Genomic DNA, 25,046 nt, shown 5'->3' with positions numbered 1-25,046 from the left:
CATTGTCCGACTAGCGAGGTGGCCCCTCGTCGAGGACGAGGGAACCGGTCCCGGGTTGTCCCGTTGCGTCCACCCACGTCACTGCGACGGTGTCGCCGGGGCGGTGCGAGCTCATCGCCGCATTGAGATCGGCCGACGACGCGATCCGGCTACCCCCGAACTCCGTGATGACCGCACCTTTGGTGAGCCCCACCCGCTCGGCCGGCGAATCGAAGCTCACGGCAACAACTTCGGCGCCGGCCGGCATGTCTGCGTGGTCCTTCACCGCGACACCGAGCACGGGAGTCGGTCCCACGCGCACGGTTTCGGAGGAGCGGCCACCGAGTACCTGATCGACGATCGGTAGTGCCGTGTCGATCGGTATCGCGTAGGACTGAGGCGCCGGCGAGGTTTCGGTGCGGTCGGTGACGGCGTTGCCCGCGCTGCTGACGCCGATCAGTTCGCCCACGGCGTTGACCAGCGGGCCACCGGAATCGCCTGGCCGGATGTCCGCGTCGACCTCGATGAGGCCCTTCAACTGGTTTCGCGATCCGTCGGACACGTTGCGGGTGTTGACGGTGACACCGAGGTTGGTGATGACGCCGGGAGCTGGGACGGGTACTCCGCCGCCTTCCGCATTTCCGATTGCGGTGACGGCATCCCCACGAGTGGCTTCTGCTGATTTGCCGACCACAGCCACCGGCAGATCCGTGGCGCCCGCGAGTCGAAGGACGGCAAGGTCGCTGACGCTGTCGTACCCGAGGATCTCGGCGTCGTAGATCAGTCCGTTGGACATGCTGACGGCAGTGACGTCCGAGGCCCCGCTGATGACGTGGTGATTCGTGAGCACCACCCCGTCAGGGGAGAGCACGATCCCGGTCCCGGCAGTGGTGGTGAATCCGGCCGGCGCCGTGATGGTGACGATGGTGGGGACCACCCGGGCCGAGAGCTCCTCCGGAGTGAGTGGAACAACCGGCGCCGGTGGGGTGGTCGTGATGACGGTGACGGGGGCGGACTCGATCGTGCCAGGCGTCAGAGGCGGTGCGACCAGTGCGAGGGCGCCGAGTCCGGCTGCGAGAACGGCGGCCGTCCACAGACCGCGTCTGCCCGCACGTTTGGTCATCCAGCCGTCCGTCCCGCCGGTCGTCATCCCATCGAGTGTGAAAGGTGAAGATTACCCAACCGGCAACGATCAAGACATGCGATGGCGCAACAGCATGTAGACGCCGCGACGCATGAACGAGGTGGCGAGTGCGCGTGCGTCGCCGATTCGGACGTCCATTGCGGAGACGAGAGTCGGATCCGATTCCCGGAGATCTTTGTGGAATGCCGCTGCCTGGCGTGCCTGATCCTTGGCCAGACGCACACTCCACTGTCCGGCGTTGACGCGGAAGGACGCGAGGGGCTTGGCGATCGCATAGACGTCGCCTTGGAGTGCGACGGCGGTGTACGTGGCTTCGTCGATGACGTACGGGTTGGTGTCGTCCCACCATCCGATGGCCTTCAAGGCGGATCGCTTCATGAGTACACATCCGGGCTCGCCGAAGATGTTCGCTCCCGCCGTTACCGTCTTTCGGGCCGCGTCGCGCCCGGTGACCAGTCCCTTCAGCCCTGCAAGTCCGCGCGCGGAGAGGATGGTCTTTCCGTTTGCATCGACCAGTTTGCGTTGCGAGGCCACGAGTACCACCGAGGGGTGCTCGTCGAAAGCCGCGACCTGTTCCGCCAGGCACTCGGGGTAGATGGTGTCGTCACCGCACACCAGTTTCAGGAGCTCTCCGTTCGCGGCTTCGCTGACCCGGTCCCAATTTCGCTTCGCTCCGCCGCCGGCCTCGGTCGACAGGATCTCGATCCGCGGATCGTCGGCGTATCGCGCCAGGACCTTGACGGTGTCGTCGGTCGACGAATGATCCGAGATGATCAGTTCGAAGTCCTGGTAGGTCTGATTCAGGATCGAGTCGATCGTCTCGGCAATGTAGTCGGCATTGTTGTAAGCCGGGACGACGACGGAAACACGCGGAGTCATGAGTTGCCTGTTCTCTTGTTTCGACTGAACGAGAAATCGCGGTAACCGAAGAAGCTTGCTGTTGCGGTTACCGCAGTGATGACGAGTTGTGACGGGATGGGAGGAAAGTGCAGGACCGAGACCGCGACGGTCATCAGCGCGAGGTTGATCACGAAGGCGCCGAAATTGACGACGACGAATCGCCAGAAGTCACGGAGGAAGTGACCGCGAACTTCGAACACCAGGTAGCGGTACATCGCAAAAGCGCACAGCAGGTTGCAGACGTACCCGGCAACGATCGCGAAGTGGTAGCCGAATTGATCGCCGAGCGCGATCTGCCAGGCAATGAACCAGGCGGTTCCGAGCGCCGTGTTGACGCCACCGACGAGCAGAAAGGCAAGGGCCTGATTCTTGACGACGCGCATCAACGGACCCGGCCTGCCGGTCATTCCAGCGGGGGGTGTTGCAGTCGAATCCGGTGAAGCCATCAGCCTTCGCCGAACGTGGGCAGCAGCCCCGCCGACACGGCATCTTGAAGCGACGGCGCCGCTGTGTCCTTCGCGGAGAGCGTGATGTTCAGGGGCTCACCGCTGCGACCCACGGTGGGCCAGTCGATCGCTATGTCGGGATCGAGGGGGTGAACTTCGTGCTCACGTTCGGGGGCGTATCCCGTCGAGCACAGGTAAACCACTGTCGAGTTGTCCTCGAGGGACAGGAAGGCGTGCCCGAGCCCTTCGGACAGAAAGATCGCTCGGCGGTCGACGTCGTCGAGAAGGACCGAATCCCACTGGCCGAAGGTCGGCGATCCCACGCGGAGGTCGACGGCGATGTCGAGTATCGCGCCTTTGACACACGTGACGTACTTGGCCTGTCCGGGAGGGACGTCGGCAAAATGGATGCCTCGTAGGACGCCGGCAGCCGAGACCGAGCAATTGGCCTGCTGAAGGTCGAGGGTGCGGCCGGTGATCTCGGAGAATCCGGGTTCACGGAACCACTCGAGGAAGACTCCACGGTCGTCGCCGAACTGTTTGGGTGTGAATTCCCAGGCCCCTGGCACTTTCAGTTCGCGATACTGGCTCATCACGTGAGTATCTGCCATGTCACCAGTCCTTGCCGCGGTCGAGAAGTTCGAGAAGGTATTTTCCGTATCCGGATTTGAGGAGCTTCTCAGCACGAATGCGTAGCTCGTCGTCGGTGATGAATCCGTGCCGCCACGCAACTTCTTCGGGCGCGCCGATCTTGAGTCCCTGACGCTCCTCGATCGTGCGCACGTAGTTCGATGCGTCGAGAAGCGAATCGAAAGTTCCGGTGTCGAGCCACGCGGTGCCGCGAGGAAGTACTTCGACCTGGAGGCGACCAGCTTCGAGGTACGCACGGTTGACGTCGGTGATCTCGTACTCGCCGCGTGCCGATGGTTCGAGGTCCTTGGCGATGGCGACAACGTCGTTGTCGTAGAAATACAGGCCAGGCACCGAATAGTTGGAGCGCGGATTCGCCGGCTTCTCCTCGAGCGAGACGGCTTTGCCTTCGCGGTCGAACTCGATGACTCCGTAAGCCGTGGGGTCCGAAACCCAGTACGCGAATACGGCGCCACCGTCGATGTTCTCGAAACGCGTGAGCTTACTGCCCAGACCTGGGCCGTAGAAGATGTTGTCGCCGAGGACGAGGGCCGCGGATTCCGAACCGATGTGGCCGGCTCCGAGTACGAATGCTTGTGCGAGACCATTCGGCTCGTGCTGGATCTGGTAGGTCAGGTCGACGCCGAACTGCGAGCCGTCGCCGAGCAACCGCTGGAACTGCGGTGCGTCGTCTTCTGTGGTGATGATCATGATGTCGCGAATCCCGGCCAGCATCAGGGTGCTGAGTGGGTAATAGATCATCGGTTTGTCGTAGACGGGGACCAGCTGTTTGCTCACGCCGAGCGTGATGGGGTGCAACCTCGACCCCGTGCCGCCCGCCAGAATGATTCCGCGCATGCCTCGAAGTGTTCCAGTGTTCGCTGGAGAAACAAATCTCGGGCGCACGGTATCGTGCGTGGCCGGTAGATAGATCGGTTCGATTCGGTGATCGTGGAGGCGCAAACGTGAGAGTTCTCGTGACTGGCGGTGCAGGCTTCATCGGCGCCAATTTCGTCCATCAGACGGTGGCAGAGCGCCCCGACGCCGAGGTCACGGTGCTCGATGCGCTGACCTACGCGGGCAACAAGTCTTCGCTCGATTCGATAGCCGACCGCATCACGTTTGTTCACGGCGACATCACCGACGCAGTTCTCGTCGACGAACTGGTGGGCGCTGCCGACGTCGTCGTTCATTTTGCTGCCGAGTCCCACAACGACAATTCGCTCGCTGATCCGTGGCCGTTCGTGCAGACCAACATCGTGGGAACCTTCACGCTCCTGCAGGCTGTGCGCAAGCACGACGTCAGGTATCACCACATTTCCACCGACGAGGTGTACGGAGACCTCGAACTGGGCGATCCGGACCGTTTCACGGAGTCGACCGCGTACAACCCGTCGAGCCCCTACTCGTCGACGAAGGCATCGAGCGACATGTTGGTGCGCGCGTGGACCCGTTCGTTCGGCGTCCGGGCCACCCTGTCGAACTGCTCGAACAATTACGGCCCTTATCAACATGTCGAGAAGTTCATCCCGCGGCAGATCACCAATGTTCTCGCCGGATTGCGTCCCAAGTTGTACGGCGACGGTTTGAACGTCCGTGACTGGATCCATGTCGACGATCACAACAGCGCGGTCTGGGCGATCATCGACGGTGGCCGGATCGGTCAGACCTACTTGATCGGCGCTGACGGTGAGGTGAACAACCGAACTGTCATGGAGTCGATTCTGCAGATATTGGGCCGTGGCGCCGACGAGTTCGATTTTGTCACCGACCGCCCGGGGCACGACGTGAGGTACGCGATCGACTCGAGTCTGCTCCGGAAAGAACTTGGCTGGTCCCCGCGCTACGAGGACTTCCGCAGTGGTCTGGAAGCGACGATCGACTGGTACCGCGACAACGAACAGTGGTGGCGTCCGCAGAAGGACGCGACCGAGCAGGCATACGTGGCAGCCGGCGAGAAGACCACTTCCTAGCGTGCAGCCAGATTGCGGCGGATGGAGTCGAGGGTCGACGCTATCCCGGCAGGCAACGGGCGATGTGTGCGCTGGTCCAGATCAGTCCACACGATCGATCGCAGCCGTAGGTCTCGGGCTTGCGCCGAAGCGAGTGGAGAACTGGCGAGCACAACGTTGGGGCGTTTTCTGAAGACGGTGTGGCACGCGCCGAGGATCGCCCCGATGGTGACGCTGCGTCCGGACGCGTAGATCTTGGTGACCGTCGGTTCCTGCGACGCTTCCGCTCGGGTGAAGCTGTCGACCACCATTTCGGCCGCGTCGGAGACGTAAACGTAGTCCCGAAGCGTGTCCATGGGAACGTAGATCGAAATGGGCATCGACAGCAGATAGCCTCGGCAGAGGTGCGAAATCAGGCCTTGGGGTTTCGCCAGATTCTGACCCGGGCCGTAGAGATTTGCGAATCTTCCTATGACAGTCCGGGTTCCGCTTCTGGAGCCGAATTCGCGAACAATCGATTCGGCATCGAGCTTTGCTCGCCCGTAGTCGGCCAGTGGATTGGTCGCGCTTGTTTCGGTGTGCGGTGCTCCGGGAGCTCCGGCGTAGACGCCGCCGGCAGACGAAGCGTGGAAGACGGTCCCGACGCCTGCGTCCGCCGTCCCCAGCTCGTCGAGAACGTCCTTCATGAGTTGGTTCTCGCGAGCGAATTCGTCACTGCTCGTACCGTTCACACCTGCACCGGCGCACCACGCCATTCGCCACGGGCCGCCGGCGGCGTCAGTAACCAGTTTCCTGGCATCGGCGAACAGGATTTCTCTGGCCAGAGCGGGTTCGCCCCACGGGACGCGGCTGGTGCGGATGTCGGCCCCACGGCGCTCGAGTTCGCGGGCCACGGAGCTGCCGAGGAGGCCGCCGCTGCCGACTACCCACGTGGGGACATTCATTGTTACGCGGGTGGCTCGGTGGCGTTCCGGCGCCCCAACGGGCCTGACGCGGGGTCGCTGACGATGAGGTACGGCGGCTTTCCCATTGCCGTCTTGACTGCGACACCGATGTATTCGGCGATCACACCCAACGAGAAGAGCACTGCCCCGAAACCGAACAGCATCACGATCATCGTCGACGCCCATCCTCGTACCTCGACGCCGGCGTCGAAGAACACGTACGACGCCAACACGTAGAGGACGATGACGAGACCGCCGACAGCGAACAGGAAGCCGATCAAGCTGACCATTCGCAGGCCCTTGGTGCCGCTGGAGAGAACCATTCGCCAGAAATGCGACAGCAAGCTTCTGAGGTGATATCCGGATGCGCGTCCGCGTTCCTCACGCAGTTGAACCGGGCTGGTGGTGACCTCTCCCGCGATCCAGCCCAGAGCCACGTCGAGGTAAGCCTCGGATCCGGCGTATGCGGCGACCGACCGTCCGACCTCTCCGAGGACCAGTCGGAAGCTCTGATACTTCACGGAGTTCTCGGACGAGAGAATTTTGGTGGTCAACCATTTCGACGACTTCGACGCCGCGTTGCGTAGCGCACCGTGGGGTGCCGCGTTCACGGGCTGCGCGTAGACGAGGGTGGCCTGTTGATCCAGTGCAGTGTCGAGGAGTCCACCGATGTCGGCCGGGTCGTGCTGGCCGTCTTCATCCATGGTGACAACCCATTCGCCACCACTCGACGCCATTCCCGCCAGTGTTGCCGGATGTTGGCCGAAGTTGCGCGAGAGCCAGATGGGTCGGATGAAGTCATGTTGTCTCGCGAGTTCACGGATGACCGCAGCTGATCCGTCCGGACCGTGGTCGAAGACGAGAAGGACTTCTTCGACGACCAACGGCCGCCCGCCGGGAGTGGTCTGGGTTTTCGTCAGGGGAAGTATCTCGTCGATGAGTGCATTGAGAGTGTGTTCGCCCTGGTAAACCGGCACGACGACGGAAATTCGGTGCGGTTGCACCGACTTGGGTGTGCCATCGGTCTTCACAGGCGGGGAGTGTATACGTCGCCGAGGGTCGGCTTCTCGGCGTGGGGGCGTACATGTCGGAGAATCGTGAAGTTATGATCCGGATCACTCGACGAAAGTGAGTCTCCAGTGGCCGAGTTCGAAGATCACACCAACGATCGACGCGAGAACAATCGCGAGAACACAGGCCTTCCTGGGAGAGCCGATACGGGTAGCGGTGATACCACCGACACCGAGTACACGGCTCGGTTGCGTGAGCTTCAAGGCGCCAAATGGAAGCGCGTTCTGAACGTGCAAGCGCCGTATCAGTGGAATATCCGACGTTTCCTCGGCGGCCGGAAGGTGCTCGACGTCGGCTGCGGGATCGGCCGAAATCTGCGAAATCTTCCCCCTGGCAGTGTCGGGGTGGACCACAACGAACATTCGGTGGAGTTCTGTCGATCGCTCGGGTTCGAGGCGTACTCTTCTGCGGAATTTCACTCCGAAAGCGATCAGCGAACCTTCGACGGAATGCTGATGGCGCATCTCCTCGAGCACCTGCCGGCGGGAGAAGCTTCCGGCATCGTCGCCGAGTACCTTCCATTCCTGGAACCGGGTGCGACCGTCATGCTGATCTGCCCTCAGGAACGTGGCTTCGCCAGCGATCCCACGCATACCGTCTTCCTCGACGGCGTCGACCTCGAAAAGATCTGTGCGGACAACGGTCTTGTAGTCAGGCGCTCGCTGTCGTTCCCGTTTCCGCGGTGGATGGGAAAGCCGTTCATCTACAACGAGTCTGTGGTGATCGCGGAGGTCCCGTCCCGGCTCTGACGCCTGTCGCGGTAGTAGATCACGGAGAGGCCGGCAAGGATAACGAGCCCGAAGCCCATACCGACATAGCCGATCCTCTGTCCTGGGGAACGGAAGTTGATCACCAGTTCCGCGTTGTCGGTGCCAGGCGGCAGATCGACGTAGAGGTACGTTCCGCCGAGGCCCTTGGTCGGGATGGGTTCGCCGTCGAGGGTCGCGGTGTAGCCCGGCCATGCCAACCGTGCGAATACCACGCTGCCACCGCCCGGTGAGCTGACTCGCACACGCTCGTTCTTGACGCTCATGTACTCGGACTGTGCGTCGGCATTGACAGTTGCCGACACACGGCCCGGTTGACCGGAGATCGGGCCGGCGTCGCGTTCGAGGACGTAGATCTGGTCCTGGGCGACCTCGGGCACTTCTGCCCAGTGCCACCCGGGTGGGGCGGGTTCGTTGTCAGCGCCCGGGTACTGCTTCCGTTGAAGGACGACGCGGTCGAGCAGCATCAGGTCTGCGCTGGTTCGACCGGTGTATTCATCCGGCCTGAACACGTTTCGGTAGGCGTCGTCGCACGTCGACCCGTCGAATCCCATACACAGAAGCGAAGCGAAGTCCGCGTGGCCGACCGGGGTGTACGCGTTGACGTAGTCGAGATCGAGCACCTTGGCGTAGTTTCCGTACACCTGCGAAGTCCACGGGAGTTCTGTTGTTTCGGCGTCGATTCGGATCAGCGCGCGATTGCCGAGCTGAAGGGTCGTGCCCGGGAAATCCGGAAAGTTCGCCTTGGCTTCGGATTGGCTGGTCGGCAGGTACCACTTGTTCAGCGCCTGGGGATACGCGATCACTTGATACAGAGTCACCGGAGCGATGGTGAGAATCAGTAGACCTGCGATCGCCGGGGCGCCGTATCTACGACCGAGGTAGATGGCGAGTGCTCCGACGGCGATGATCACGACAGCCCAGGTGAGATGCCGGATGAAGTACTGCGGACCCGAAGAACTGGCACGAATCATCAAGACGAACACGATCAACGATGCAGCGATGACGCGTGATCGCAGTTTGTCCAAAGTCCCGAATCGGCTCAGCAGCACACCGAGTAGTACCAGGGAGAACACCGCGACGAAGGGAAGTAGTCGTGCCGGCCACCGAATCTGGCCGATGTCGCTGGGGCCCGCGGTGAACAGCAGAATGAAGGCCAACAGCAGCAGCGGGGTCACCAACTCTCGCAGCGAACCCTGTGCTTTCCGCCAGCCGATGAATGCCAGTGCCGGTATCGCGAACCAGGCGATGTAGGTGATCGGTGCGTAGGTGGTTTCGCCCGTCCAGGACTCGATGCTCGAGACGGACGACGGAATACTCGCCGTCAGTGTTTCCGACCACGGTGCCGTCAGGAAATTGTCGTTGAACGTACCTTCTTCGCCGGTGCGCCATGTGACGGCCGAGGAGAGCAGACCTGGAAGAAAGGTGATCGCGCCGCAGGCTGCGGCCGAGACGCCGACCAGTCCGAGCTTCACTGTTGTCCGCCACTGCGGACTGCGGACGTATTCGCCCACCATCAGTGCCCCGACGGTCACTCCGGCCATCAATGCCGCATGGACGTATCCGACGCTGATCGCGAGATAGAGGAAGACGAAGACGGGTATCGGCCCCGACCGGCCGCGGGCATAGCGAATTCCGCTGGCCCACGCCTGCACCACCCAGGCCATTCCGATCACCGACGTAACCCACGACGGGTACTCGAAGTACAGGGTGAACCCGGCAAAGGGCACTGCGCTTCCGGCGACGGCCGCCCAGTAGGGGCGCGCGCCGTATTCGAGGCAGACTCGATAGACGCCCCATCCGAGGATGATCGCGAATGCCAACTTCACCAGCGTGGCCAGCAAAGCGAGATTGTCGACGGACGGTGCGATGTAGTTGATGAAGATCTGGACCGGGTTCCACAGCCCACCCTGACCCTCGACCGGATAGTTTCCAGCCATCCACTGATCCAGAACCAGCGAGGGGAATTGTCCCTCTCGCATCAGATGGCCCAGCTGAACCCAGTTGCCGACCGCACCGGATTCGGTGTCGTCGACATAGAAGTAGCGAGGGTCCACCGTGACGATCGCGAAGAATGCGAGGCACACGACTGCTGGGATCACAGCGCCCCAGCTCCAGCGTTCCCGACGGGTGGGAGCGGGTAGTTCGAGTGTCAAGGGATCTCCAGGTCGCACGGGTGGATGCACCAGAGACAGTAGCCGAGGCTGTGTTTTCGAGTTTCGGGGGTAATTCCACCTCGGATACCCTGCGAGTGACAGGTACAGCTTTTTCAAGATTCACGTAGGAGTCATATGCCCGAGCAGGTAAAGGTGGGGGTGCCGGAGAACGGGCAGGTCATGGCTCGCCGTTTGGTGGTCCAGCGCGGCGTGTTCGTCGGAATGTCGCCGATAGTCAACGACGACCTGTACGTCGAGTTCCGGAAGGGCTCCGGTGAGCGGACCCGGCACCGAGTCGCTCTGGACAAGGGCGCACGTATCAGCACCAACACCTATTTCGGGCGTTTCGCTGCCAGCTACTGGCAGCGGTGGACGACTGTCACAGAGGTCGAGGCTTCGCTGCGGATCGAGAGCGAGGGTCGGTTCCGCGTCCGGATGGTTGCTTCGGATATCGCCGGGCATCGCCGTATTCTCGAGACCCGCGACGGATCGGGGTCCTCAGAGGTCACGTTGACCACATCGTTGGACAAGTTCGTCGACGGCGGCGCCCTCTGGCTCGAGGTGGATTCTGTCGACGCTCCGATGACGATCGACCACTTGGAATGGACCGTGGCCGCTCCGGAGACGGTTCGCCCGGTCTCGGTGGCGATCTGCACCTTCAATCGGGCCGACGATTGTGCCGAGACTGTTGCTGCACTGGCTTCCGATGCCACTGTGCGTGACCTCGTCAGCTCCGTGTACGTCGTCGATCAAGGTAACGACCTGGTGAAAGATCGGGCGCGCTTCGTCGAGGCGGCAGACAAGCTCGGTGAGAAGCTGAAATATCTGCAGCAGCCGAATCTCGGCGGAGCGGGCGGTTTTTCACGTGGGCTTTTCGAGGCTACATCCGAGGGGGCAGATCTCGCCGACGTCATCCTGATGGACGACGATATTCTCTGTGAACCAGAAACAGTGTTGCGCCTCAACGCTTTTGCGAATATGACGGTGGAACCGACATTGGTGGGTGCGCAGATGATGTATCTGCTCAATCCCGATTTCCTCAATGTCGGTGCCGAAGACGTAGATCTGAAGACTCTCCATCACGGGCAACGAGTGCCCAAGGCTCTCATCAACACGAGCATGCTCAAGAAGCGTCAAGAGCGTCGAGTCGATGCGGGATACAACGCCTGGTGGACGTGCCTGATCCCCGCCGAAGTTGTCGAAGCCATCGGGTTACCCGTTCCGATCTTCTTTCAGTGGGATGACGTGGAGTACGGAATCAGGGCCCGGAAAGCAGGGTTTGTCACCGTCACGTTGCCCAACGCCGCTGTGTGGCATGCCGATTTCTATTGGAAGGACTTCGACGACTGGGCCCGCTACTTCAGTACGCGTAACTCCCTCGTCGTCGGGTCTTTGCACAGCGATCTCGACACCAAGGGACTTTCACGTCAGTTCTTCCGCCAGATTTCCGAATTCCTCGTCGGAATGCAATACGGCCTTGCCTTCACGACGTTGAAGGGCATCGAGGATTATCTCGACGGTCCGGAAGCGTTGCGGGACGGCGGCATCGAGGCCATGGCAAGCATCCGTGCCGGCCGAGCGCAGTATGCCGAGACGATCAAACACGATGCGGCTACCGCCCCGATCGCCTCGAACGAACTCCACACCGAGCGTGCCGGTGGTGAACCGAGCCTGATGCGAGTGATTCTGGCCAAACGTGGGTTGAATCAGTGGCTGGGGCGCACCCGTGGCGGTTTGGTCAATATTCCGCGCGAGGATGCGCACTGGTGGCACATCTCGCAGTTCGACCATGTAGTCGTCACCGATGCTTCGCAGTCGGGGGTACGTATCCGGCAGCGAGACAAGGCTACGGCGCGTGCTCTCTTGATCCGAACGGTGAAGCTACTGCGTCGATTCCAGAAGGAAGCACCTGCCGTGTCGGCGAAGTACCGTGCTGCGATGCCGGAACTCACGAGTCGAGAGAACTGGGCACGTCTGTACGAGAAGTGATTCTCAGCTGGTGATCTCGACGATGACCTGCTCGTTGTCGACGGTGTACCCGAGGTATTCGAACGAGATGCCGGTGCGTGTGACGAACTCCGTCCACGCCCGGTATTCGTGCTGCTGCCATCCGGGATAGTTGAAGAACTCGTCGAAGACGACGATCGACCCGGAGACCAGTCGGTCGCCGAGGAGATCGAGCACGGTCTTGGTGGACGAGTAGAGGTCGGCGTCGAGGTGCAGGAACGCAACGGGGCCGGATTCGTCGTTCAGGAACGAGGGCAAGGTGTTCTCGAAGAGGCCCGGAACAAGTTGCGCTCCAGGCACTTCGGGGATGGATTCCTGTGCGAACTCGCCGACCGGGAACCCGGTGCGCCAGGTCTCCGGAAGGCCGGAGAACACGTCGAAACCTGCGACGGTCCCCTCGCGTTCGGTGAAAGCCTCCGCGACGATCCTGAGTGTGGTTCCGCTGGCGACGCCGAATTCGAGTGCCATGCCGGGTATTTCGATCAAGCCCAATGCGTGGCGCAGCGTGTCGTGCGGGTGGCCGAATGTCTCCGCGACTCGAAGGTGTTCGAGGATGAACTCGGCAGTCGACGCTGTCGCTTCCAGATCCACGGCGTAGGCCAGATCCCGCCGCTGGCGAAATTCCAGCTCGTCGATCCTGGACCGGAGGCCCGCGATGTCACCGCGGGCCTCGGCCAGTTCGTCACGTGAGAGTGCCAGCGCGTCGAGGATCTGCTGCGTGCGATCGGCGTTGCGACGGTCGGCGGTCTCGACCACCTCGGATACCGCACGCTGAAGCTTGGTCCTGGCGCTGGAACGGAACCGCTCGAACATGACAACCTCTCGTCGGGATCACCCCCCATGCTGCCAGGCTTTGTTCGCTACCGGTTCCGACCACGGTAGTGACTCTTGAGATGGCGGGAGATCACCTTGATCTCCCGCGTCCTCTCTGCCTGCAGCCGAGCATTGCTTCGGGCGGCGTTCCACGCGTTCTCTCGCTGTAGTTTCCGGTAGCTCGCAAGTCTCCGCTCGTCCAGATCGCCGCGCCCGAGTGCGGTCAGGACTGCGCATCCCGGCTCGGAGTTGTGTGCGCAATCCGAGAACCGGCACTCTGCAATCAGGTCCTCGATCTCGGGGAACGTCTTGTCGATTCCCTCCGCCGCATTCCACATGCCAACCCCTCGCAGGCCGGGTGTGTCGATCAACGTCCGGGCGCCGGAGAAGGGGATCAGTTCTCTCGTGACTGTGGTGTGGCGTCCCTTTCCGTCGCCGGTTCGAACGCGGCCGGTCTCGAGTCGATCGGCGCCTGTGGTGTCCGCGAGGAGTGCGTTCGCGAGCGTCGACTTACCGGCGCCGGATGGACCGAATATCGCCACGGTGCCGTCCAGAACTGCATCGAGTACATCCATTCCTTCGTTGGTCTCGGCACTGACGGCCAGCACTGTTGCGCCGGGCGCAATGGCAGAGACCTCAGCTAGAGTGTCGGAGATATATTGAGCTGCATCCGATTTGGTGAGTGCGACGACAGGTGTTGCGCCACTTTCCCAGGCGAGTGCGAGTAGTCGCTCGATGCGCCCGAGATCGACGTCGCCGTCCGAAGCCGTGGCGATGACGACGGTGTCGACGTTCGCAGCCAGAATCTGGCCTTCCGATTTTCCGGACGCCGAGGATCGAACGATGCTGCTCGATCGGGGGAGTATTGAAGTGACCGTGTGCATCTCGGGTTCGCGTGAGTTCAGTACCTCGGCGACGGCCACCCAGTCACCCGTGCACAGTTGGCTGGTAGCGAGCGGATCACTGCCGGTGAGTGCGCGAACTGTGCCTTCGGCGACGGCCACGTCGCACCGGCCGCGGTCGACGCGAAGAACGCGCCCGGGTGCGGAGTCCGGTGGGGCCAGGGTAGTGAATGTGTTCGAGAGTGTTGCGTTCCAACCATATTCGGTCAGGAGCGTGTTGTTTTCCGGCATGGTGATTGTGTCCTCGAGTACGAAGAAGTGTGAACGTTGACGGCGCTGAAACTGCGGAACACGACAGTCATCAATACTCACTCCTCGTAAATCTCAGGACGCACCATGCGTCGGATCAGAATAGTCTCAGCCGCGGGCGCGACTGTGCAACTGATTTAACTCGGGCGTTCGAACTTCTCTTCCCGGCCGAGTTTGCGCAGTCGCATCCACTCGCGCAGTCCTGCCGGATCGCGGCGGGTGATCAGGAAGTACCAGCCGAACCGAACCCATTCCTGCGGAAGCAGTTTCCGCATTCCCGGTTGGGCGAGGATGTATCCACGGTTGCGGTACGTGAAGTAGCGCTTCGTGTCGTTGTCGGGGTACTGCGTGTGCATACGTCCGCCGAGAATCGGCTTGAACTCGTCCGCGCCGTTGGGGTGGACGTAAGCAGTTTGCAGGCAGGTACCGAACTTCAGGCCGGAGCGCACGAGGCGACGATGTACCTCGACCTCGTCGCCGCGGACGAACAGGCGTAGATCCGGAACTCCGACAGCATCGATCGCATCGGCGGTGAACAGTGCACCGTTGAAGAGGGACGCGATGCCTGGCAGGAGATCCTCGTCGCCGAGTTCGGAACGCAACCGGCGCCACGACGTGCCGCGGCGCAAGGGGAACGCGAGGCGGTCTGGGTTGTCGATGTCGCAGACGACGGGGGAGACCTCGGCCAGGTCGTTCCGAATTGCACAGTCGAGCAGGGTTTCCAGGACCTCGGGGCCCTCCGGACGCCCGTCGTCGTCGGCGAGCCAGACGCGGTCGGCGCCGAGCGAAAGTGCGTAGAGAATGCCCAGAGCAAATCCTCCGGCACCGCCGAGGTTGTGCTGAGAACCGATGTAACTCGTCGGCAGTGGAGCGTTGTCGACGAGCTCTTTCACATCGGCTTCGTCGGCGTTGTCGACGACAACCAGGTGATCGAGCGGCCGCGACTGGGTGCTGAGGACCTTCAAGGATTCGGCCAGCAGTTCACGACGCTTGTGCGTGACGACAACCCCGATGATTTTCTCGGGTGCGCTCACAGGGTGTTCTCCCGTTCCATCTCCTTGATGACGTGGCGCACGTGTTCGGCGGCGTCGTCGCCTTCGTAGGCGCGCACGACATCCTCGATGTCACCCTGCATGCGGATCTGGCCGTGGTCGATCCACATCGCGCTGTTGCACAGCTGAGCGAGGAATTCGTTGGAGTGGCTGGCGAATACCAGGATGCCGGAGCGTTCCACCAGCTTTTGCAGCCGAACTCTGGCCTTCTTCATGAATTCGGCGTCGACGGCACCGATGCCTTCGTCGAGTAGCAGGATCTCGGGATCGATACTGGTGACCACGCCCATAGCGATGCGCACGCGCATGCCGGTGGAGTACGTGCGCAATGGCATGTCGAGATAGTCGCCGAGTTCGGTGAAGTCGGCGATTTCATCCATCTTCGCGAGCATCTGCTTGCGGGTCTGACCGAGGAACAGGCCGCGGATGATGATGTTCTCGTAGCCGGAGATCTCGGGATCCATGCCGACTCCGAGGTCGAAAACAGGTGCGACGCGCCCGCGAATGGTGGCGGATCCCCGGGTGGGTTCGTAGATCCCGGAGAGCAAGCGCAGCAGGGTGGACTTTCCGGCGCCGTTGTGGCCGACCAGCCCTACACGGTCGCCCTCTTTGAGCGTCATCGTGATGTCTTTCAGGGCTTCCACGACCACAACGTCGGAACTGTTGCGGCCGATAGCGCCACCCGCTTTACCGAGGAATGCCTTCTTCATCGACCGGGACTTCGCGTCGAAGATCGGGAAGTCGACGCAGGCGTTGTGCGTTGAGATGTTCACATGTTCGGTCATTGCGATGTCCCTAAACCCAGTAGGGCACGCGGGCCCGGTATTTGCGAAGCGCCAGCAATGCGACGGCCCAGCCGACCACCGTGATCGTGATGACGATGTACCAGTGGTAAAGCTCTTGCGGCTGCCCGATCATCGGCGCGCGGACGATGTCCAGGTAGTGGAACAGCGGATTGAGTTCGGCGATCTTTGCACGATCTCGGACCGCGCCGCCCTGAGCCTCGAGGCTTTGTGTTGTCCACATGATCGGTGTCAGCACGAAAAGCAGCAGCGTCAGCGAAGACAGAATCGGTGCGATGTCACGGTATCGAGTGGCGAAGATTCCGAACACGATCGAGACCCACAGTGCGTTGAGCACGATCAGTCCCAACGCCGGGATCGCAGCCAACGACGCCCAACTCAGGTTCCGCCAGACCCCGAACGCGATCACCATGATCACGTAGATCAGCAGGTTGTGTGCGAAGAACAACATCTGCCGCCACACCAGTCGATAGATGTGCACGCTCAAGGCTGATGGCAGCTGTTTGATCAGGCCTTCGTTGGCGACAAAGACTTCGGAGCCTTCGATGATCGAGGCATTGATGAGGTTCCAGACGATCAGGCCCACCGTCACATACGGCAGGAACTCCTGGAGCGGCATGTCCAACAGGGCCGCGTACAGAATGCCGATGGCGGTGGCCTGGACGCCGGTGGCGATCGTGATCCAGAACGGACCGATCACCGACCGGCGGTAGCGCTGTTTGATGTCCTGCCAGCCGAGGCTGAGCCACAACTCACGCTGATTCAGACCGTCGCGAAGGTCTTTGAACGCACGACGGAACGTCTGGGAGTCGGACACGGGCGCAGGTGCGTCCGGCGTCTCGGATTCGATTGCGGATGCTGACACGGAGGTCGAGCCTACCGGCCTGGCGTCGGCGCCGGATTTCCCTCGGACCTAGTGGTGGTCCGGGTTACAGATACTGGCCGGTTCCCGGGCTCTGTTGGTCCGGATGTGCAGGCGAATGCGGAGCCCCGATGCTCATGCCGGGAGGCAGTGCGCCTTGACGCATTTGTTCGAGCTGAGCGCGCGCTGCCATCTGCTGGGCGAACAGTGCGGTTTGAATTCCGTGGAACAGTCCTTCGAGCCAGCCGACGAGTTGGGCCTGCGCGATTCGCAGTTCGGCGTCGGAGGGAATGGAGTCGTCGGTGAACGGGAGGCTCAGTCGCTCGAGTTCTTCACGGAGTTCGGGTGCCAGGCCTTGTTCCAGTTCTCGGATGGACGAGGTGTGGATGTCCTTGAGGCGCTTACGGCTGGCGTCGTCGAGCGGCGCGGCGCGAACTTCTTCCAAGAGTTGTTTGATCATCGTGCCGATTCGCATGACCTTCGCCGGCTGCTCGACCATCTCGGCGACGGACTCGGCTTCTGTTTCCGCGCCTTCGGTGGTGCCGGAGGTGGCGGCTTCTGCCTCGGCCGCCGGCATCGCGACGGGTCGACCGTCGGGTCCGATAACGAGTACCTGCTCTTTGTCGGGGTTCGTCATGCTTCCATCTTGTCGTGTGTGGGCGACAAACGCCGCGTAACCCCCAAAAAGTTAGCTATCGAATAACTGTACTGACGGGTAATTGGGTGACTGCCTTCGACTAAGCGGGCGTCTGCACCTAGAGTGTCGAGCATGGCTTACGACGTTGCCCGCGTACGGGGGTTGATTCCCTCACTCGGTGACGGCTGGATCCACCTCGATCCGCAGGCCGGAATGCAGATCCCGGACGCCGTCTCGCGGACGGTCTCCACCGCGTTCCGTGCCTCTGCATCTTCTTCCTCCGGTCGCCACGTCTCGAACCGTCGTAGTGCTGCCATTCTCGAGAGTGCGCGCACCGCGGTCGCCGATCTGGTCGGCGGAGATCCTGCGGGAGTCGTTCTCGGATCAGACCGAGCGGTACTGTTGGCTTGGCTCGCCGAGTCGCTGAGTTCGCGGTTGGGCCTCGGAACCGGTCTCGTGCTCTCGCGCCTCGACGAAGAGGCGAACGTCGCACCCTGGCTCCGCGTGGCCAGTCGCTACGGCGCCCAGGTGCGATGGGCCGAGGTCGAAATCGAAACGTGCGAGCTCCCGAGTTGGCAGTTCAACGATCTCATCACCTCGACGACTCGCTTGGTGGCCTTGACGGCCGCATCACCGGTCGTCGGTTCGGCTCCGAACGTCCGCGCCGCAGCTGATCGTCTGCACGAATTCGGCGGACTGATGGTGGTCGACGCCGTCGGTGCAGCGCCATATGCGCATGTGGACATGGCTGATCTCGGGGCGGACATCGTTGCCGTCAGCGCGCCGTCGTGGGGCGGTCCACAGGTGGGCGCACTCGTCTTCCGCGATCCCGGACTGCTCGACCGAATTCCGGCCGTGTCGCTCAACCCGTACGCGCGTGGCGCCGAGCGACTCGAGGTGGGCGGTCATCAGTTCGCGCTGCTGTCCGGTCTCACGTCGTCGATCGATTTCCTGGCGGGCTTGGACGAATCGGCAACGGGAACCAGGCGTGAGCGCCTCGAAACCTCGATCAGCTCGCTGCAGGACTATCAGGACGGTCTGTTCGATCACCTCATGCGTTCTCTCGCAGCCCTGTCCAACGTGATGGTGATCGGCGGCGCACCCACGCGGGTGCCGACGCTCAGCTTCACGCTCGAGGGGATGGCGGCAGACAAGGTCGCCGCGCACCTGGCCGACAAGCGCATCGCAACGGTCAGCGGTACGCATGGTGGTTCCAGGCTGCTCGACGCCCTCGGTGTCAACGACGAAGGCGGCGCGGTCACCGTCGGCCTTGCGCCGTACACGACGCGGTACGAGATCAATCAGCTGGTCGCCGAACTCGGCGCCCTGGGCTGATCGATCCCGCTCGGCTCACTTCACGGTGAGGATGACCTTGCCTACGGTTTCCGGCGAATCCAGCAACTGATGGGCTAATGGCGCCTCGGTGATCGGAAGTTCGGTCGACACGATCGGTTGAACCGATCCATCGGCGATCAACGGCCACAACTTCGCACGGACGTCGGCGACGATGTCCGCTTTACCGCCTGGGCCGGTGAGCGGACGCCCGCGCAGGCCCGTCGACGTGATGTTTCCGCGCTTTCCCATCAGCTTGGCGATGTCGACCTCGCCCGTGCGACCACCCTGCATTCCGATGATCACGACGTGGCCGTCCATGGCGAGTGCGTCGACGTTGCGCCCGAGGTACGACGCTCCCATGTTGTCCAGAACCACATCGGCGCCATGGTTGTCGGTGGCTTCGGCGAGTGATGCTACGAAGTCGCTGTCGCGATAGTTGATGAGAATATCCGCGCCCAATTCGCGGCAGCGGTTCAATTTGTCCTCCGAACCCGCGGTAACTGCGACGCGGGCGCCGAGGGCTTTGCCGACCTGGATGGCGTGGGTGCCGATTCCGCCGCCACCGCCATGGACGAGTAGTACCTGTCCGCGTCGTAGGCCGCCGCGCATCACGACGTTGGACCACACCGTGCACGCAACTTCCGGCAGAGACGCTGCGACACGGAGATCGACGCCCGCGGGAACGGGGAGAAGTTGTGTTGCCGGGACCGCAACCTTCTCGGCATAGCCACCGCCGGCCAGCAATGCGCAGACTTCGTCGCCGACGGACCAACCGGTGACGTCTTCGCCGAGTTCGGTGATCACACCCGAGCATTCGAGGCCGAGAATGTCACTCGCGCCGGGCGGCGGCGGGTAGAAGCCTTGACGTTGGAGCAGGTCGGCGCGGTTGACTGCGGTCGCGGCGACCTCGACGAGTACGTGCCCGCGAGGTAGTTCAGGATCGGGCTGCTGCGCCCATTTCATGACCTCGGGACCGCCGGGCTGATCGATCGTTATGGCGTACATGGATACGACGCTAGCGAATCTCCCCGCTGACGGGTGTTTTGCCGCTACCGTCGCGGACGTGACTTACTTCGGGAACATGCAGAACGAGATCTATCTGACGGGACTGAGCGGCGCGAAGCCGGCTTTGCCGATGACTGCGGCGGGCTTGGAAGATGCCGCGCGCGAGCAACTCTCACCAGAGGCTTTCGGGTACATCGCCGGTAGCGCGTCGACCGAACGGACCGCGGTGTCGAATCTGCGGGCGTTCGACAAGCATGCGATCGTGCCGCGGATGTTGCGGGGGACTGCGGCGCCCGACGCGCGCGATCTGAGCGTCGAGGTGTTGGGGACGCGGTTGGCCGCACCGATTCTGACGGCTCCGGTGGGAGTGCTCGGCTTGGTCCACGACGACGCCGAGGTTGCGGTCGGTTCGGTCACTGCCGAGTTGGGGATCGGATCGATTCTCTCGACGGCGGCGTCTTCGACCATCGAAGACGTAGCGGCGGCCTCGGGCGATAACTGGTGGTACCAGCTGTACTGGCCGGCCGACGACGAGCTTGCCGAGTCGTTTGTCCGTCGGGCGGAGACGGCGGGCGCGAAGGCTATCGTCCTGACTGCCGACACTCCCGGTATGGGTTGGCGTCCAAGGGATCTCGAGCTCGGTCACCTGCCGTTCCTGCAGGCGAAGGGTATTGCCAACTATCTGTCGGATCCGGTGTTCCGCGCCAAATTGGCGACGCCTCCCGAGGAGAGTGCAGAAGCCCTGCAGATCGCGGTTCTCACGTGGGTGTCGTTGTTCGGCAATCACGCGGTGCGGATCGCGGATATCGCGAAACTTCGCCAGTGGACGACACTTCCGATCGCGGTGAAGGGAATTGTCCATCCCGACGACGCACGTGAGGCCGTCGCGGCCGGCGCCAACGGCATTGTTGTGAGCAACCATGGTGGGCGTCAGGTCGACGGGTCGATTTCGGCGCTCGACGCTCTCGGTCCTGTCGCTGATGCGGTGGGGCATGAGGTGGACATCCTGATGGACTCCGGAATTCGTTGTGGCGCAGACGTAATCAAGGCTCTGGCTTTGGGTGCCGACGCAGTGCTGTATGGACGGCCGTGGGTGTACGGGTTGGGATTGGCCGGAGCGGACGGAGTGCGTCATGCATTGCGCAGTCTCATGGCCGACCTGGATCTCACCATGGGACTGGCGGGGTTGGCATCGGTCGCCGAAATCGACCGTTCGATCCTGATGTCCAATTCGTGACTTTAGGGTGAGTCTTACTGTGACGGGCGGACACAGGTCTAAACTTGGAACCTGTGACAGCTGAAGCGACAACCGAGGAGACATCGCAGGCGGCGCACGGTGAGACACCGTGGCTGACGCCATGCGAGATGCGTGCATGGCGCGGTTACATGGACGGTAATCAGCGCCTCATGGAGGTTCTCAACCGCGAACTGCAGGATTCACACGACCTGTCGTTGGCCGATTACCGCATTTTGGTCATGCTCTCGGAGTCAGCTGACGGGTCGTTGCGGATGAGTGACCTGGCAGACGGCGTGCTGTCTTCGCGGAGTCGCCTCACACACCAGATCAGGCGGATGGAATCCCAGGGCATCGTCGTGCGAGACACTTGCGTCGAGGATGGTCGCGGCGTGCTCGCTCGGATCACGGAAGAGGGTAGGCGCCGCCTCGCCGAGGCAGCGCCTACTCACGTGGCAGGCGTGCGGAACAATCTGGTCGATCTGCTGACTCCCCAGGAACTGGACGTGCTGGCAGACGTCTTCGAGAAGGTCGACAAAGCCATCGGCGAGCGCTGACGTCGGAGCCGTTTTCGCGGTCCGTGGGAACACCCGATAGGATCGCCCACGGAAGCGTGGCAGAGCGGCCGAATGCACTCGCCTTGAAAGCGAGCGTGGCGTTAAACCCACCGGGGGTTCAAATCCCTCCGCTTCCGCCAAAGCAAAGGCTCTGACCTCGGACTTCGGTCCAGGTCAGAGCCTTTACTGTTTTCGGAGTCACACTGCTTGGGTAGTGGGCGTCAGAACCGCACGGTGAACACCACGTGGTGATTCTCTCGGGCCGCGCGCTGGAAAAAGTCCGCCACTTCCTGAAGCCAGCCCCAGGCGTACCCGCGCTCGTCGGAACCGTACTCCGGGTTGCGGTCGTCGAGTGGCATCGCGTCGTAGCGCACGCCGAACTCGGATTCGGTGACTTCCGCCACGTACGAGGAGACTTCGGCGACCCGATCGGGTGCCAGGTAGGTGACGAGTTGGTCGTCGGTGTCGGTGTTGAGGTCTTCGTCCCCCAAGATCACGCCGTAGGCCGGCCAGTTCTCGGACACGCGCTCGTACCCCGTGCTGGAGAGGGCGCACAGGATCGGATCCCACGCCTTGTCCGTGTCGCACGAGAACTCGGATCGGCCCGTCTCCTCGATGTCCTCGACCACAGCGCCGAGTTTGTCGTCGTCGCCGCGCGCGTCCAGAAGTTCCGCTGCCACGCTGTCTGACAGCGCGAAATGCACCCCAAGTTCCATGGCGTGATGCTAACGGCCGACCTTGCCGGCGTCCCGCCGTCACTACAAGACGAATCGCCTTAGGTAACGATCCTGCTCTGCCTCCGACCGAAGTTACCCATGGTGGGCCTGCTGTCATACATACTTCATCGGTGATTCCGACAAAACGGACCGGCCTTTCTGTTGTATCGCTGGTGATCCTCGTCGTCGCGGGGTTGCTGGTCGCAGCCCCTGCCAGCAGCGCCGCGCCGCCGCCTGGCTGGAAATACACAATGGTGGCGTTCAGCAATGCCAGCGACCGTGACATGGATGTCTACGAGTCGGTCGACGGCACCGGCTTTCAGCTCGTCCAGCAGTCGGCGTACAGGCCGCCGTCTGGGCTCGTGCGTGATCCGAGCATCTTCCGGAACACGGACGGGTTGTATTACCTCACCTACACGACGGGTGGTGGGGCGAACATCGGGTTTGCACGCAGCAGCGACCGCATCAACTGGACGCCGCTGGGGAACTATCCGGTTCCGTTTTGCTGCGCCTTGATGCCTGGTACGGGAGATGGCACCGGTTCTGCGAGCCCCCCGGGCTTCTCGGGTTCGGCCGGATTCAGCGACGGACCGTCGCTGTCACCATTCGTCACCAAGGCCTGGGCGCCTGAATGGTTTGTGGACGGCGATCGCGTCAACGTCATCCTGTCGATGTCGACCGGTGGAGGATTTGTGCCGTATCTGATGACGGCGTTGGAACCGTCGCTCCGGTTGTGGAGCCCGCCTGTTCCGCTCGCCGGGATCGGTGCGGACCACATCGACACCACCGTGGTCAAAGTCGGATCGACCTATCATGCGTTCACCAAGAACGAGACGAGGAAGGTCGTCGAGCATGCGGTCGCTCCTTCGGTGACGGGACCTTATTCGTTTGTCCCGCCCGGGAATTGGGGTTCGCTTGTCGAAGGTCCGGCCGTGGTTCAGTTGCCGAGCGGCGACTGGCGGATCTATCTCGACGCCTATACCGAAGGAAAGTATCTCTACTCCGACAGCGCGGACGGGCTGAACACCTGGTCTCCTGTGCAAGAGGTTCCTGGGGTGTCCGGGACTGCACGGCATCTCGGCATCATGAGAGAACCGGCATAACTTTCGACCCCGAGTTGGTAAGGCTCTGATCAAGGACTCCGGTCTTGGTCAGAGCCTTTTCTCGTACTTGCGTACTACTTGTGTGCGTCGCCTGCGCGAATCAGTGATTGACAAGCTAACGATGCGATGCCGTTGGGTCCGACGAGTTCGCGCCGACCACGAAGTGAGTATCTCGGCGTGAGCTGTGCAGAGTTGCGCTCCCAGGCCCCGCTCGGGCGCCGTACTTCACGATTGATTGCCAAGTAATGCCTGTTAATTTCATATTCAAGTACGCGCACTGGCTTGATGCCCGCACTTTCGGTCTTCAACTGCTCTGAGGCCCGCGAAATGCGGATTCAATTCGATTTGCCGCACTGTTTCTGAGTAATCTTCTCGTCCGTAAACGGTGACCTTGCTCATAGTGGGACCTAGGTCCTTTTCGCTGCTGATAAGCCTGTCGATATATATCTGTTACCGAAAGTTCACCCTAAATCCAAGATGGGGGAGATGGCGCGCTGGCGGGCAAACAGGACGATTGGTACCGTCCGGTAACTAATTCAGTTAGTTGTCGGCTACCGCTCTGGTTGCTGTGTCACGTGGAGGAGCAGTTCATGTCGATCGAATCGCAAAACGGCGTATCCCATCGTCGATCGAGGGCCGCGGTAGGGCTCGCGGCGTGTGCGGTTGCCGCGCTGTCGTCTGGTGTGGTCTTCGCAGGGAGCGCATCGGCAACGCCAACGGCGTTGTCGGACAAATTCGCGAGCACGATCACCGATGACGGCTGGTCGTTGGATCTTGCCGCCACGAAACTGTCGGCGAACCCGGTGCCGAATCTGGCGACGACGGCGTTCACCCGTGAGGGGTTCGTGTCGGCGAAGGTGACCGGCACGATCGGTGGTGCGGGCGATTCGGCAGTGAAGACCGGTTATGTCGAGCAGGGATTGCAGATCGGCTGCCAGATCGATGTCTCCTCCGGACTTGGCTTGGGGCTTGGCTTTTCGCTCGGCCCTTCTGTCGGTGTGAGTATTTCGGGTGTCCCGTCGGCGAACGTGGGTGTGAATGCGTCGGTGAATCCGAGTATTCAGTCGACGATTGCGCCGGGCACGATCACGACGATTCCGTTGGGGAAGAAGGATCTCGAGTCGTCGAAGGCGTCGATCACGGCAGAGAACGTGCACGTGAAGGTTGATGCGTGCATGGGGCCGGTGACGATCCGCTCGTACGCACAACTCTCGGTGTCGACGGCGACGTCCGACAACACGTTGTTCGTGTACTCCGATCCGACCTGGCTCTGACCCGCGCAGCCGTCGTCAGCGCTGCTGGCGACTATTCCCGATCCGCCCAGTCCAGGGGTGGTTACTCATCACGCCCACAAAGGAGAAATCATGAAGATTCGTACCTTGGCCACTGCCGGAACCCTCACCGCGGGTATCGCCCTGTTCGGTGTTCTCGGCGCCGGCGTGGCATCTGCTGCAACTCCGATCGTCGAACCTGAGCAGGGTCGGATCGGTCTGTCGCTCTCGAATGCGGAAACCGCGGCGTTGGCGGCGAGCCCGATCCCGGACGCCATCTCCGACATCGTTCCAGGCTCGCAGCGGTGGATTGAGCTCGCACCGGGCTCGGCGCTCACCGTCGGCCCCGATGGCAAGCTCAGCGCCCCCGACCGCGTAGTGATCGGCGAAGCCGCTGCCCATGCTGGTGGCTACGTCGATGTCTACCTGGCTGATCCGAACAACCCGGCCAACGCCGGGTACGTCACCCTGGCCTACCAGTACTGGAACTGATACCGCGCCCAGTACCGGC

General features: G+C 62.1%; 25 protein-coding genes and 1 tRNA gene. 10 read left to right on the top strand and 16 right to left on the bottom strand.

The window, feature by feature from the left end; translation table 11 throughout:
• Nucleotides 1-10 precede the first annotated feature (10 nt).
• The 5 genes from CPI83_RS27670 to rfbA all read right to left on the bottom strand — a co-directional run bounded on the left by CPI83_RS27670 (nucleotide 11) and on the right by rfbA (nucleotide 3,957).
• On the bottom strand, nucleotides 11-1,102 hold the full coding sequence (locus CPI83_RS27670) for a trypsin-like peptidase domain-containing protein (RefSeq protein ID WP_097388263.1): 1,092 nt from the start codon (nucleotides 1,100-1,102) through the stop codon (nucleotides 11-13).
• A gap of 69 nt (nucleotides 1,103-1,171) precedes the next feature.
• Entirely contained in the window at nucleotides 1,172-2,002 is an 831-nt protein-coding gene (locus tag CPI83_RS27665) for a glycosyltransferase (protein WP_046377751.1), read from the bottom strand.
• On the bottom strand, nucleotides 1,999-2,469 hold the full coding sequence (locus tag CPI83_RS27660) for a GtrA family protein (protein WP_020905791.1): 471 nt from the start codon (nucleotides 2,467-2,469) through the stop codon (nucleotides 1,999-2,001). Before CPI83_RS27660 ends, CPI83_RS27665 begins: the two co-directional genes overlap by 4 nt.
• Complete coding sequence (gene rfbC, locus CPI83_RS27655) at nucleotides 2,469-3,080, bottom strand: dTDP-4-dehydrorhamnose 3,5-epimerase (RefSeq protein ID WP_223257871.1); 612 nt, start codon at nucleotides 3,078-3,080, stop codon at nucleotides 2,469-2,471. Before rfbC ends, CPI83_RS27660 begins: the two co-directional genes overlap by 1 nt.
• Before the next feature lies 1 nt (nucleotide 3,081).
• Complete coding sequence (gene rfbA / locus CPI83_RS27650; RefSeq protein ID WP_020905793.1) at nucleotides 3,082-3,957, bottom strand: glucose-1-phosphate thymidylyltransferase RfbA; 876 nt, start codon at nucleotides 3,955-3,957, stop codon at nucleotides 3,082-3,084.
• 107 nt (nucleotides 3,958-4,064) lie between these two features.
• Between rfbA and rfbB the strand changes: the two genes are divergently transcribed.
• Nucleotides 4,065-5,072, top strand: coding sequence for a dTDP-glucose 4,6-dehydratase (gene rfbB, locus CPI83_RS27645; RefSeq protein ID WP_024488303.1), 1,008 nt, complete (start codon nucleotides 4,065-4,067; stop codon nucleotides 5,070-5,072).
• Here rfbB and CPI83_RS27640 read toward each other — a convergent pair.
• Both CPI83_RS27640 and CPI83_RS27635 read right to left on the bottom strand, forming a co-directional pair.
• The gene (locus tag CPI83_RS27640) at nucleotides 5,069-5,995 is read right to left on the bottom strand and encodes an NAD-dependent epimerase/dehydratase family protein (protein WP_020905795.1); all 927 of its coding nucleotides are present in this window, start codon (nucleotides 5,993-5,995) and stop codon (nucleotides 5,069-5,071) included. The genes rfbB and CPI83_RS27640 overlap by 4 nt on opposite strands.
• 2 nt (nucleotides 5,996-5,997) lie before the next feature.
• Entirely contained in the window at nucleotides 5,998-7,026 is a 1,029-nt protein-coding gene (locus tag CPI83_RS27635) for a glycosyltransferase (protein WP_232816816.1), read from the bottom strand.
• Nucleotides 7,027-7,134: 108 nt separating this feature from the next.
• Here CPI83_RS27635 and CPI83_RS27630 point away from each other — a divergent pair, with 108 nt between their 5' ends.
• On the top strand, nucleotides 7,135-7,815 hold the full coding sequence (locus tag CPI83_RS27630) for a class I SAM-dependent methyltransferase (protein ID WP_078377455.1): 681 nt from the start codon (nucleotides 7,135-7,137) through the stop codon (nucleotides 7,813-7,815).
• On the opposite strand, the gene CPI83_RS27625 is transcribed toward CPI83_RS27630, so the two are convergent.
• Nucleotides 7,770-9,989 (bottom strand): hypothetical protein, encoded by a 2,220-nt coding sequence (locus CPI83_RS27625; protein WP_054188737.1) that lies wholly within the window; start codon nucleotides 9,987-9,989, stop codon nucleotides 7,770-7,772. The genes CPI83_RS27630 and CPI83_RS27625 overlap by 46 nt on opposite strands.
• 135 nt (nucleotides 9,990-10,124) lie before the next feature.
• Between CPI83_RS27625 and CPI83_RS27620 the strand changes: the two genes are divergently transcribed.
• The gene (locus CPI83_RS27620; RefSeq protein WP_047888763.1) at nucleotides 10,125-11,978 is read left to right on the top strand and encodes a glycosyltransferase; all 1,854 of its coding nucleotides are present in this window, start codon (nucleotides 10,125-10,127) and stop codon (nucleotides 11,976-11,978) included.
• Nucleotides 11,979-11,981: 3 nt separating this feature from the next.
• Here the strand turns inward: CPI83_RS27620 and CPI83_RS27615 are convergent, their stop codons facing one another.
• The 6 genes from CPI83_RS27615 to CPI83_RS27590 all read right to left on the bottom strand — a co-directional run bounded on the left by CPI83_RS27615 (nucleotide 11,982) and on the right by CPI83_RS27590 (nucleotide 17,314).
• Nucleotides 11,982-12,809, bottom strand: coding sequence for a TylF/MycF/NovP-related O-methyltransferase (locus CPI83_RS27615; protein ID WP_097388026.1), 828 nt, complete (start codon nucleotides 12,807-12,809; stop codon nucleotides 11,982-11,984).
• 47 nt (nucleotides 12,810-12,856) lie between these two features.
• Complete coding sequence (gene rsgA, locus CPI83_RS27610) at nucleotides 12,857-13,942, bottom strand: ribosome small subunit-dependent GTPase A (RefSeq protein ID WP_097388262.1); 1,086 nt, start codon at nucleotides 13,940-13,942, stop codon at nucleotides 12,857-12,859.
• A 155-nt stretch (nucleotides 13,943-14,097) separates the two neighbouring features.
• Entirely contained in the window at nucleotides 14,098-14,994 is an 897-nt protein-coding gene (locus CPI83_RS27605; protein ID WP_019746444.1) for a glycosyltransferase family 2 protein, read from the bottom strand.
• Nucleotides 14,991-15,797, bottom strand: coding sequence for an ABC transporter ATP-binding protein (locus CPI83_RS27600; RefSeq protein WP_020905803.1), 807 nt, complete (start codon nucleotides 15,795-15,797; stop codon nucleotides 14,991-14,993). Before CPI83_RS27600 ends, CPI83_RS27605 begins: the two co-directional genes overlap by 4 nt.
• Before the next feature lie 10 nt (nucleotides 15,798-15,807).
• Nucleotides 15,808-16,680 (bottom strand): ABC transporter permease, encoded by an 873-nt coding sequence (locus CPI83_RS27595; RefSeq protein ID WP_020905804.1) that lies wholly within the window; start codon nucleotides 16,678-16,680, stop codon nucleotides 15,808-15,810.
• A gap of 64 nt (nucleotides 16,681-16,744) precedes the next feature.
• A complete protein-coding gene (locus tag CPI83_RS27590) occupies nucleotides 16,745-17,314 on the bottom strand; it encodes a bacterial proteasome activator family protein (protein WP_021342495.1) in 570 nt (189 codons plus the stop codon).
• A gap of 132 nt (nucleotides 17,315-17,446) precedes the next feature.
• Here CPI83_RS27590 and CPI83_RS27585 point away from each other — a divergent pair, with 132 nt between their 5' ends.
• Entirely contained in the window at nucleotides 17,447-18,649 is a 1,203-nt protein-coding gene (locus CPI83_RS27585) for a cysteine desulfurase-like protein (RefSeq protein WP_097388025.1), read from the top strand.
• A 15-nt stretch (nucleotides 18,650-18,664) separates the two neighbouring features.
• On the opposite strand, the gene CPI83_RS27580 is transcribed toward CPI83_RS27585, so the two are convergent.
• Nucleotides 18,665-19,654, bottom strand: a complete 990-nt coding sequence (locus tag CPI83_RS27580; protein WP_021342496.1) for an NAD(P)H-quinone oxidoreductase — start codon at nucleotides 19,652-19,654, stop codon at nucleotides 18,665-18,667.
• Between CPI83_RS27580 and CPI83_RS27575 the strand changes: the two genes are divergently transcribed.
• From CPI83_RS27575 to CPI83_RS27565, 3 genes are all read left to right on the top strand, one after another.
• A complete protein-coding gene (locus CPI83_RS27575; protein ID WP_069146653.1) occupies nucleotides 19,653-20,891 on the top strand; it encodes a lactate 2-monooxygenase in 1,239 nt (412 codons plus the stop codon). The two genes, CPI83_RS27580 and CPI83_RS27575, sit on opposite strands and share 2 nt — an antisense overlap.
• 128 nt (nucleotides 20,892-21,019) lie before the next feature.
• On the top strand, nucleotides 21,020-21,445 hold the full coding sequence (locus CPI83_RS27570) for a MarR family transcriptional regulator (RefSeq protein WP_020968140.1): 426 nt from the start codon (nucleotides 21,020-21,022) through the stop codon (nucleotides 21,443-21,445).
• Nucleotides 21,446-21,495: 50 nt separating this feature from the next.
• Nucleotides 21,496-21,585 (top strand) — tRNA-Ser (locus CPI83_RS27565).
• Nucleotides 21,586-21,666: 81 nt separating this feature from the next.
• On the opposite strand, the gene CPI83_RS27560 is transcribed toward CPI83_RS27565, so the two are convergent.
• Entirely contained in the window at nucleotides 21,667-22,161 is a 495-nt protein-coding gene (locus CPI83_RS27560; protein WP_097388024.1) for a DUF1877 family protein, read from the bottom strand.
• A gap of 251 nt (nucleotides 22,162-22,412) precedes the next feature.
• Here CPI83_RS27560 and CPI83_RS27555 point away from each other — a divergent pair, with 251 nt between their 5' ends.
• From CPI83_RS27555 to CPI83_RS27545, 3 genes are all read left to right on the top strand, one after another.
• Nucleotides 22,413-23,264, top strand: coding sequence for an arabinofuranosidase (locus CPI83_RS27555; protein ID WP_232816942.1), 852 nt, complete (start codon nucleotides 22,413-22,415; stop codon nucleotides 23,262-23,264).
• Nucleotides 23,265-23,854: 590 nt separating this feature from the next.
• Complete coding sequence (locus CPI83_RS27550) at nucleotides 23,855-24,538, top strand: MspA family porin (RefSeq protein ID WP_059016389.1); 684 nt, start codon at nucleotides 23,855-23,857, stop codon at nucleotides 24,536-24,538.
• Between the two features lie 90 nt (nucleotides 24,539-24,628).
• Complete coding sequence (locus tag CPI83_RS27545) at nucleotides 24,629-25,027, top strand: hypothetical protein (RefSeq protein WP_069146651.1); 399 nt, start codon at nucleotides 24,629-24,631, stop codon at nucleotides 25,025-25,027.
• The last annotated feature ends 19 nt before the right edge of the window (nucleotides 25,028-25,046 follow it).

Source organism: Rhodococcus sp. H-CA8f, assembly GCF_002501585.1.
Classification (GTDB): Bacteria; Actinomycetota; Actinomycetes; order Mycobacteriales; family Mycobacteriaceae; genus Rhodococcus_F; species Rhodococcus_F erythropolis.
This window is presented reverse-complemented; position numbering and strand designations above follow the sequence as displayed.

Excerpts from the sequence above, each read along its gene's own strand:
- rfbC (WP_223257871.1), bottom strand. The coding sequence starts at position 3,080 with ATGGCAGATACTCACGTGATGAGCCAGTATCGCGAACTGAAAGTGCCA.
- CPI83_RS27640 (WP_020905795.1), bottom strand. The coding sequence starts at position 5,995 with ATGAATGTCCCCACGTGGGTAGTCGGCAGCGGCGGCCTCCTCGGCAGC.
- CPI83_RS27560 (WP_097388024.1), bottom strand. The coding sequence starts at position 22,161 with ATGGAACTTGGGGTGCATTTCGCGCTGTCAGACAGCGTGGCAGCGGAA.
- CPI83_RS27580 (WP_021342496.1), bottom strand. The coding sequence starts at position 19,654 with ATGTACGCCATAACGATCGATCAGCCCGGCGGTCCCGAGGTCATGAAA.
- CPI83_RS27670 (WP_097388263.1), bottom strand. The coding sequence starts at position 1,102 with ATGACCAAACGTGCGGGCAGACGCGGTCTGTGGACGGCCGCCGTTCTC.
- CPI83_RS27665 (WP_046377751.1), bottom strand. The coding sequence starts at position 2,002 with ATGACTCCGCGTGTTTCCGTCGTCGTCCCGGCTTACAACAATGCCGAC.
- CPI83_RS27575 (WP_069146653.1), top strand. The coding sequence starts at position 19,653 with ATGGATACGACGCTAGCGAATCTCCCCGCTGACGGGTGTTTTGCCGCT.
- CPI83_RS27570 (WP_020968140.1), top strand. The coding sequence starts at position 21,020 with ATGCGTGCATGGCGCGGTTACATGGACGGTAATCAGCGCCTCATGGAG.
- rfbA (WP_020905793.1), bottom strand. The coding sequence starts at position 3,957 with ATGCGCGGAATCATTCTGGCGGGCGGCACGGGGTCGAGGTTGCACCCC.
- CPI83_RS27590 (WP_021342495.1), bottom strand. The coding sequence starts at position 17,314 with ATGACGAACCCCGACAAAGAGCAGGTACTCGTTATCGGACCCGACGGT.
- CPI83_RS27545 (WP_069146651.1), top strand. The coding sequence starts at position 24,629 with ATGAAGATTCGTACCTTGGCCACTGCCGGAACCCTCACCGCGGGTATC.
- CPI83_RS27585 (WP_097388025.1), top strand. The coding sequence starts at position 17,447 with ATGGCTTACGACGTTGCCCGCGTACGGGGGTTGATTCCCTCACTCGGT.
- CPI83_RS27620 (WP_047888763.1), top strand. The coding sequence starts at position 10,125 with ATGCCCGAGCAGGTAAAGGTGGGGGTGCCGGAGAACGGGCAGGTCATG.
- rsgA (WP_097388262.1), bottom strand. The coding sequence starts at position 13,942 with ATGCCGGAAAACAACACGCTCCTGACCGAATATGGTTGGAACGCAACA.
- CPI83_RS27600 (WP_020905803.1), bottom strand. The coding sequence starts at position 15,797 with ATGACCGAACATGTGAACATCTCAACGCACAACGCCTGCGTCGACTTC.
- CPI83_RS27660 (WP_020905791.1), bottom strand. The coding sequence starts at position 2,469 with ATGGCTTCACCGGATTCGACTGCAACACCCCCCGCTGGAATGACCGGC.
- CPI83_RS27555 (WP_232816942.1), top strand. The coding sequence starts at position 22,413 with ATGGTGGCGTTCAGCAATGCCAGCGACCGTGACATGGATGTCTACGAG.
- CPI83_RS27550 (WP_059016389.1), top strand. The coding sequence starts at position 23,855 with ATGTCGATCGAATCGCAAAACGGCGTATCCCATCGTCGATCGAGGGCC.
- CPI83_RS27615 (WP_097388026.1), bottom strand. The coding sequence starts at position 12,809 with ATGTTCGAGCGGTTCCGTTCCAGCGCCAGGACCAAGCTTCAGCGTGCG.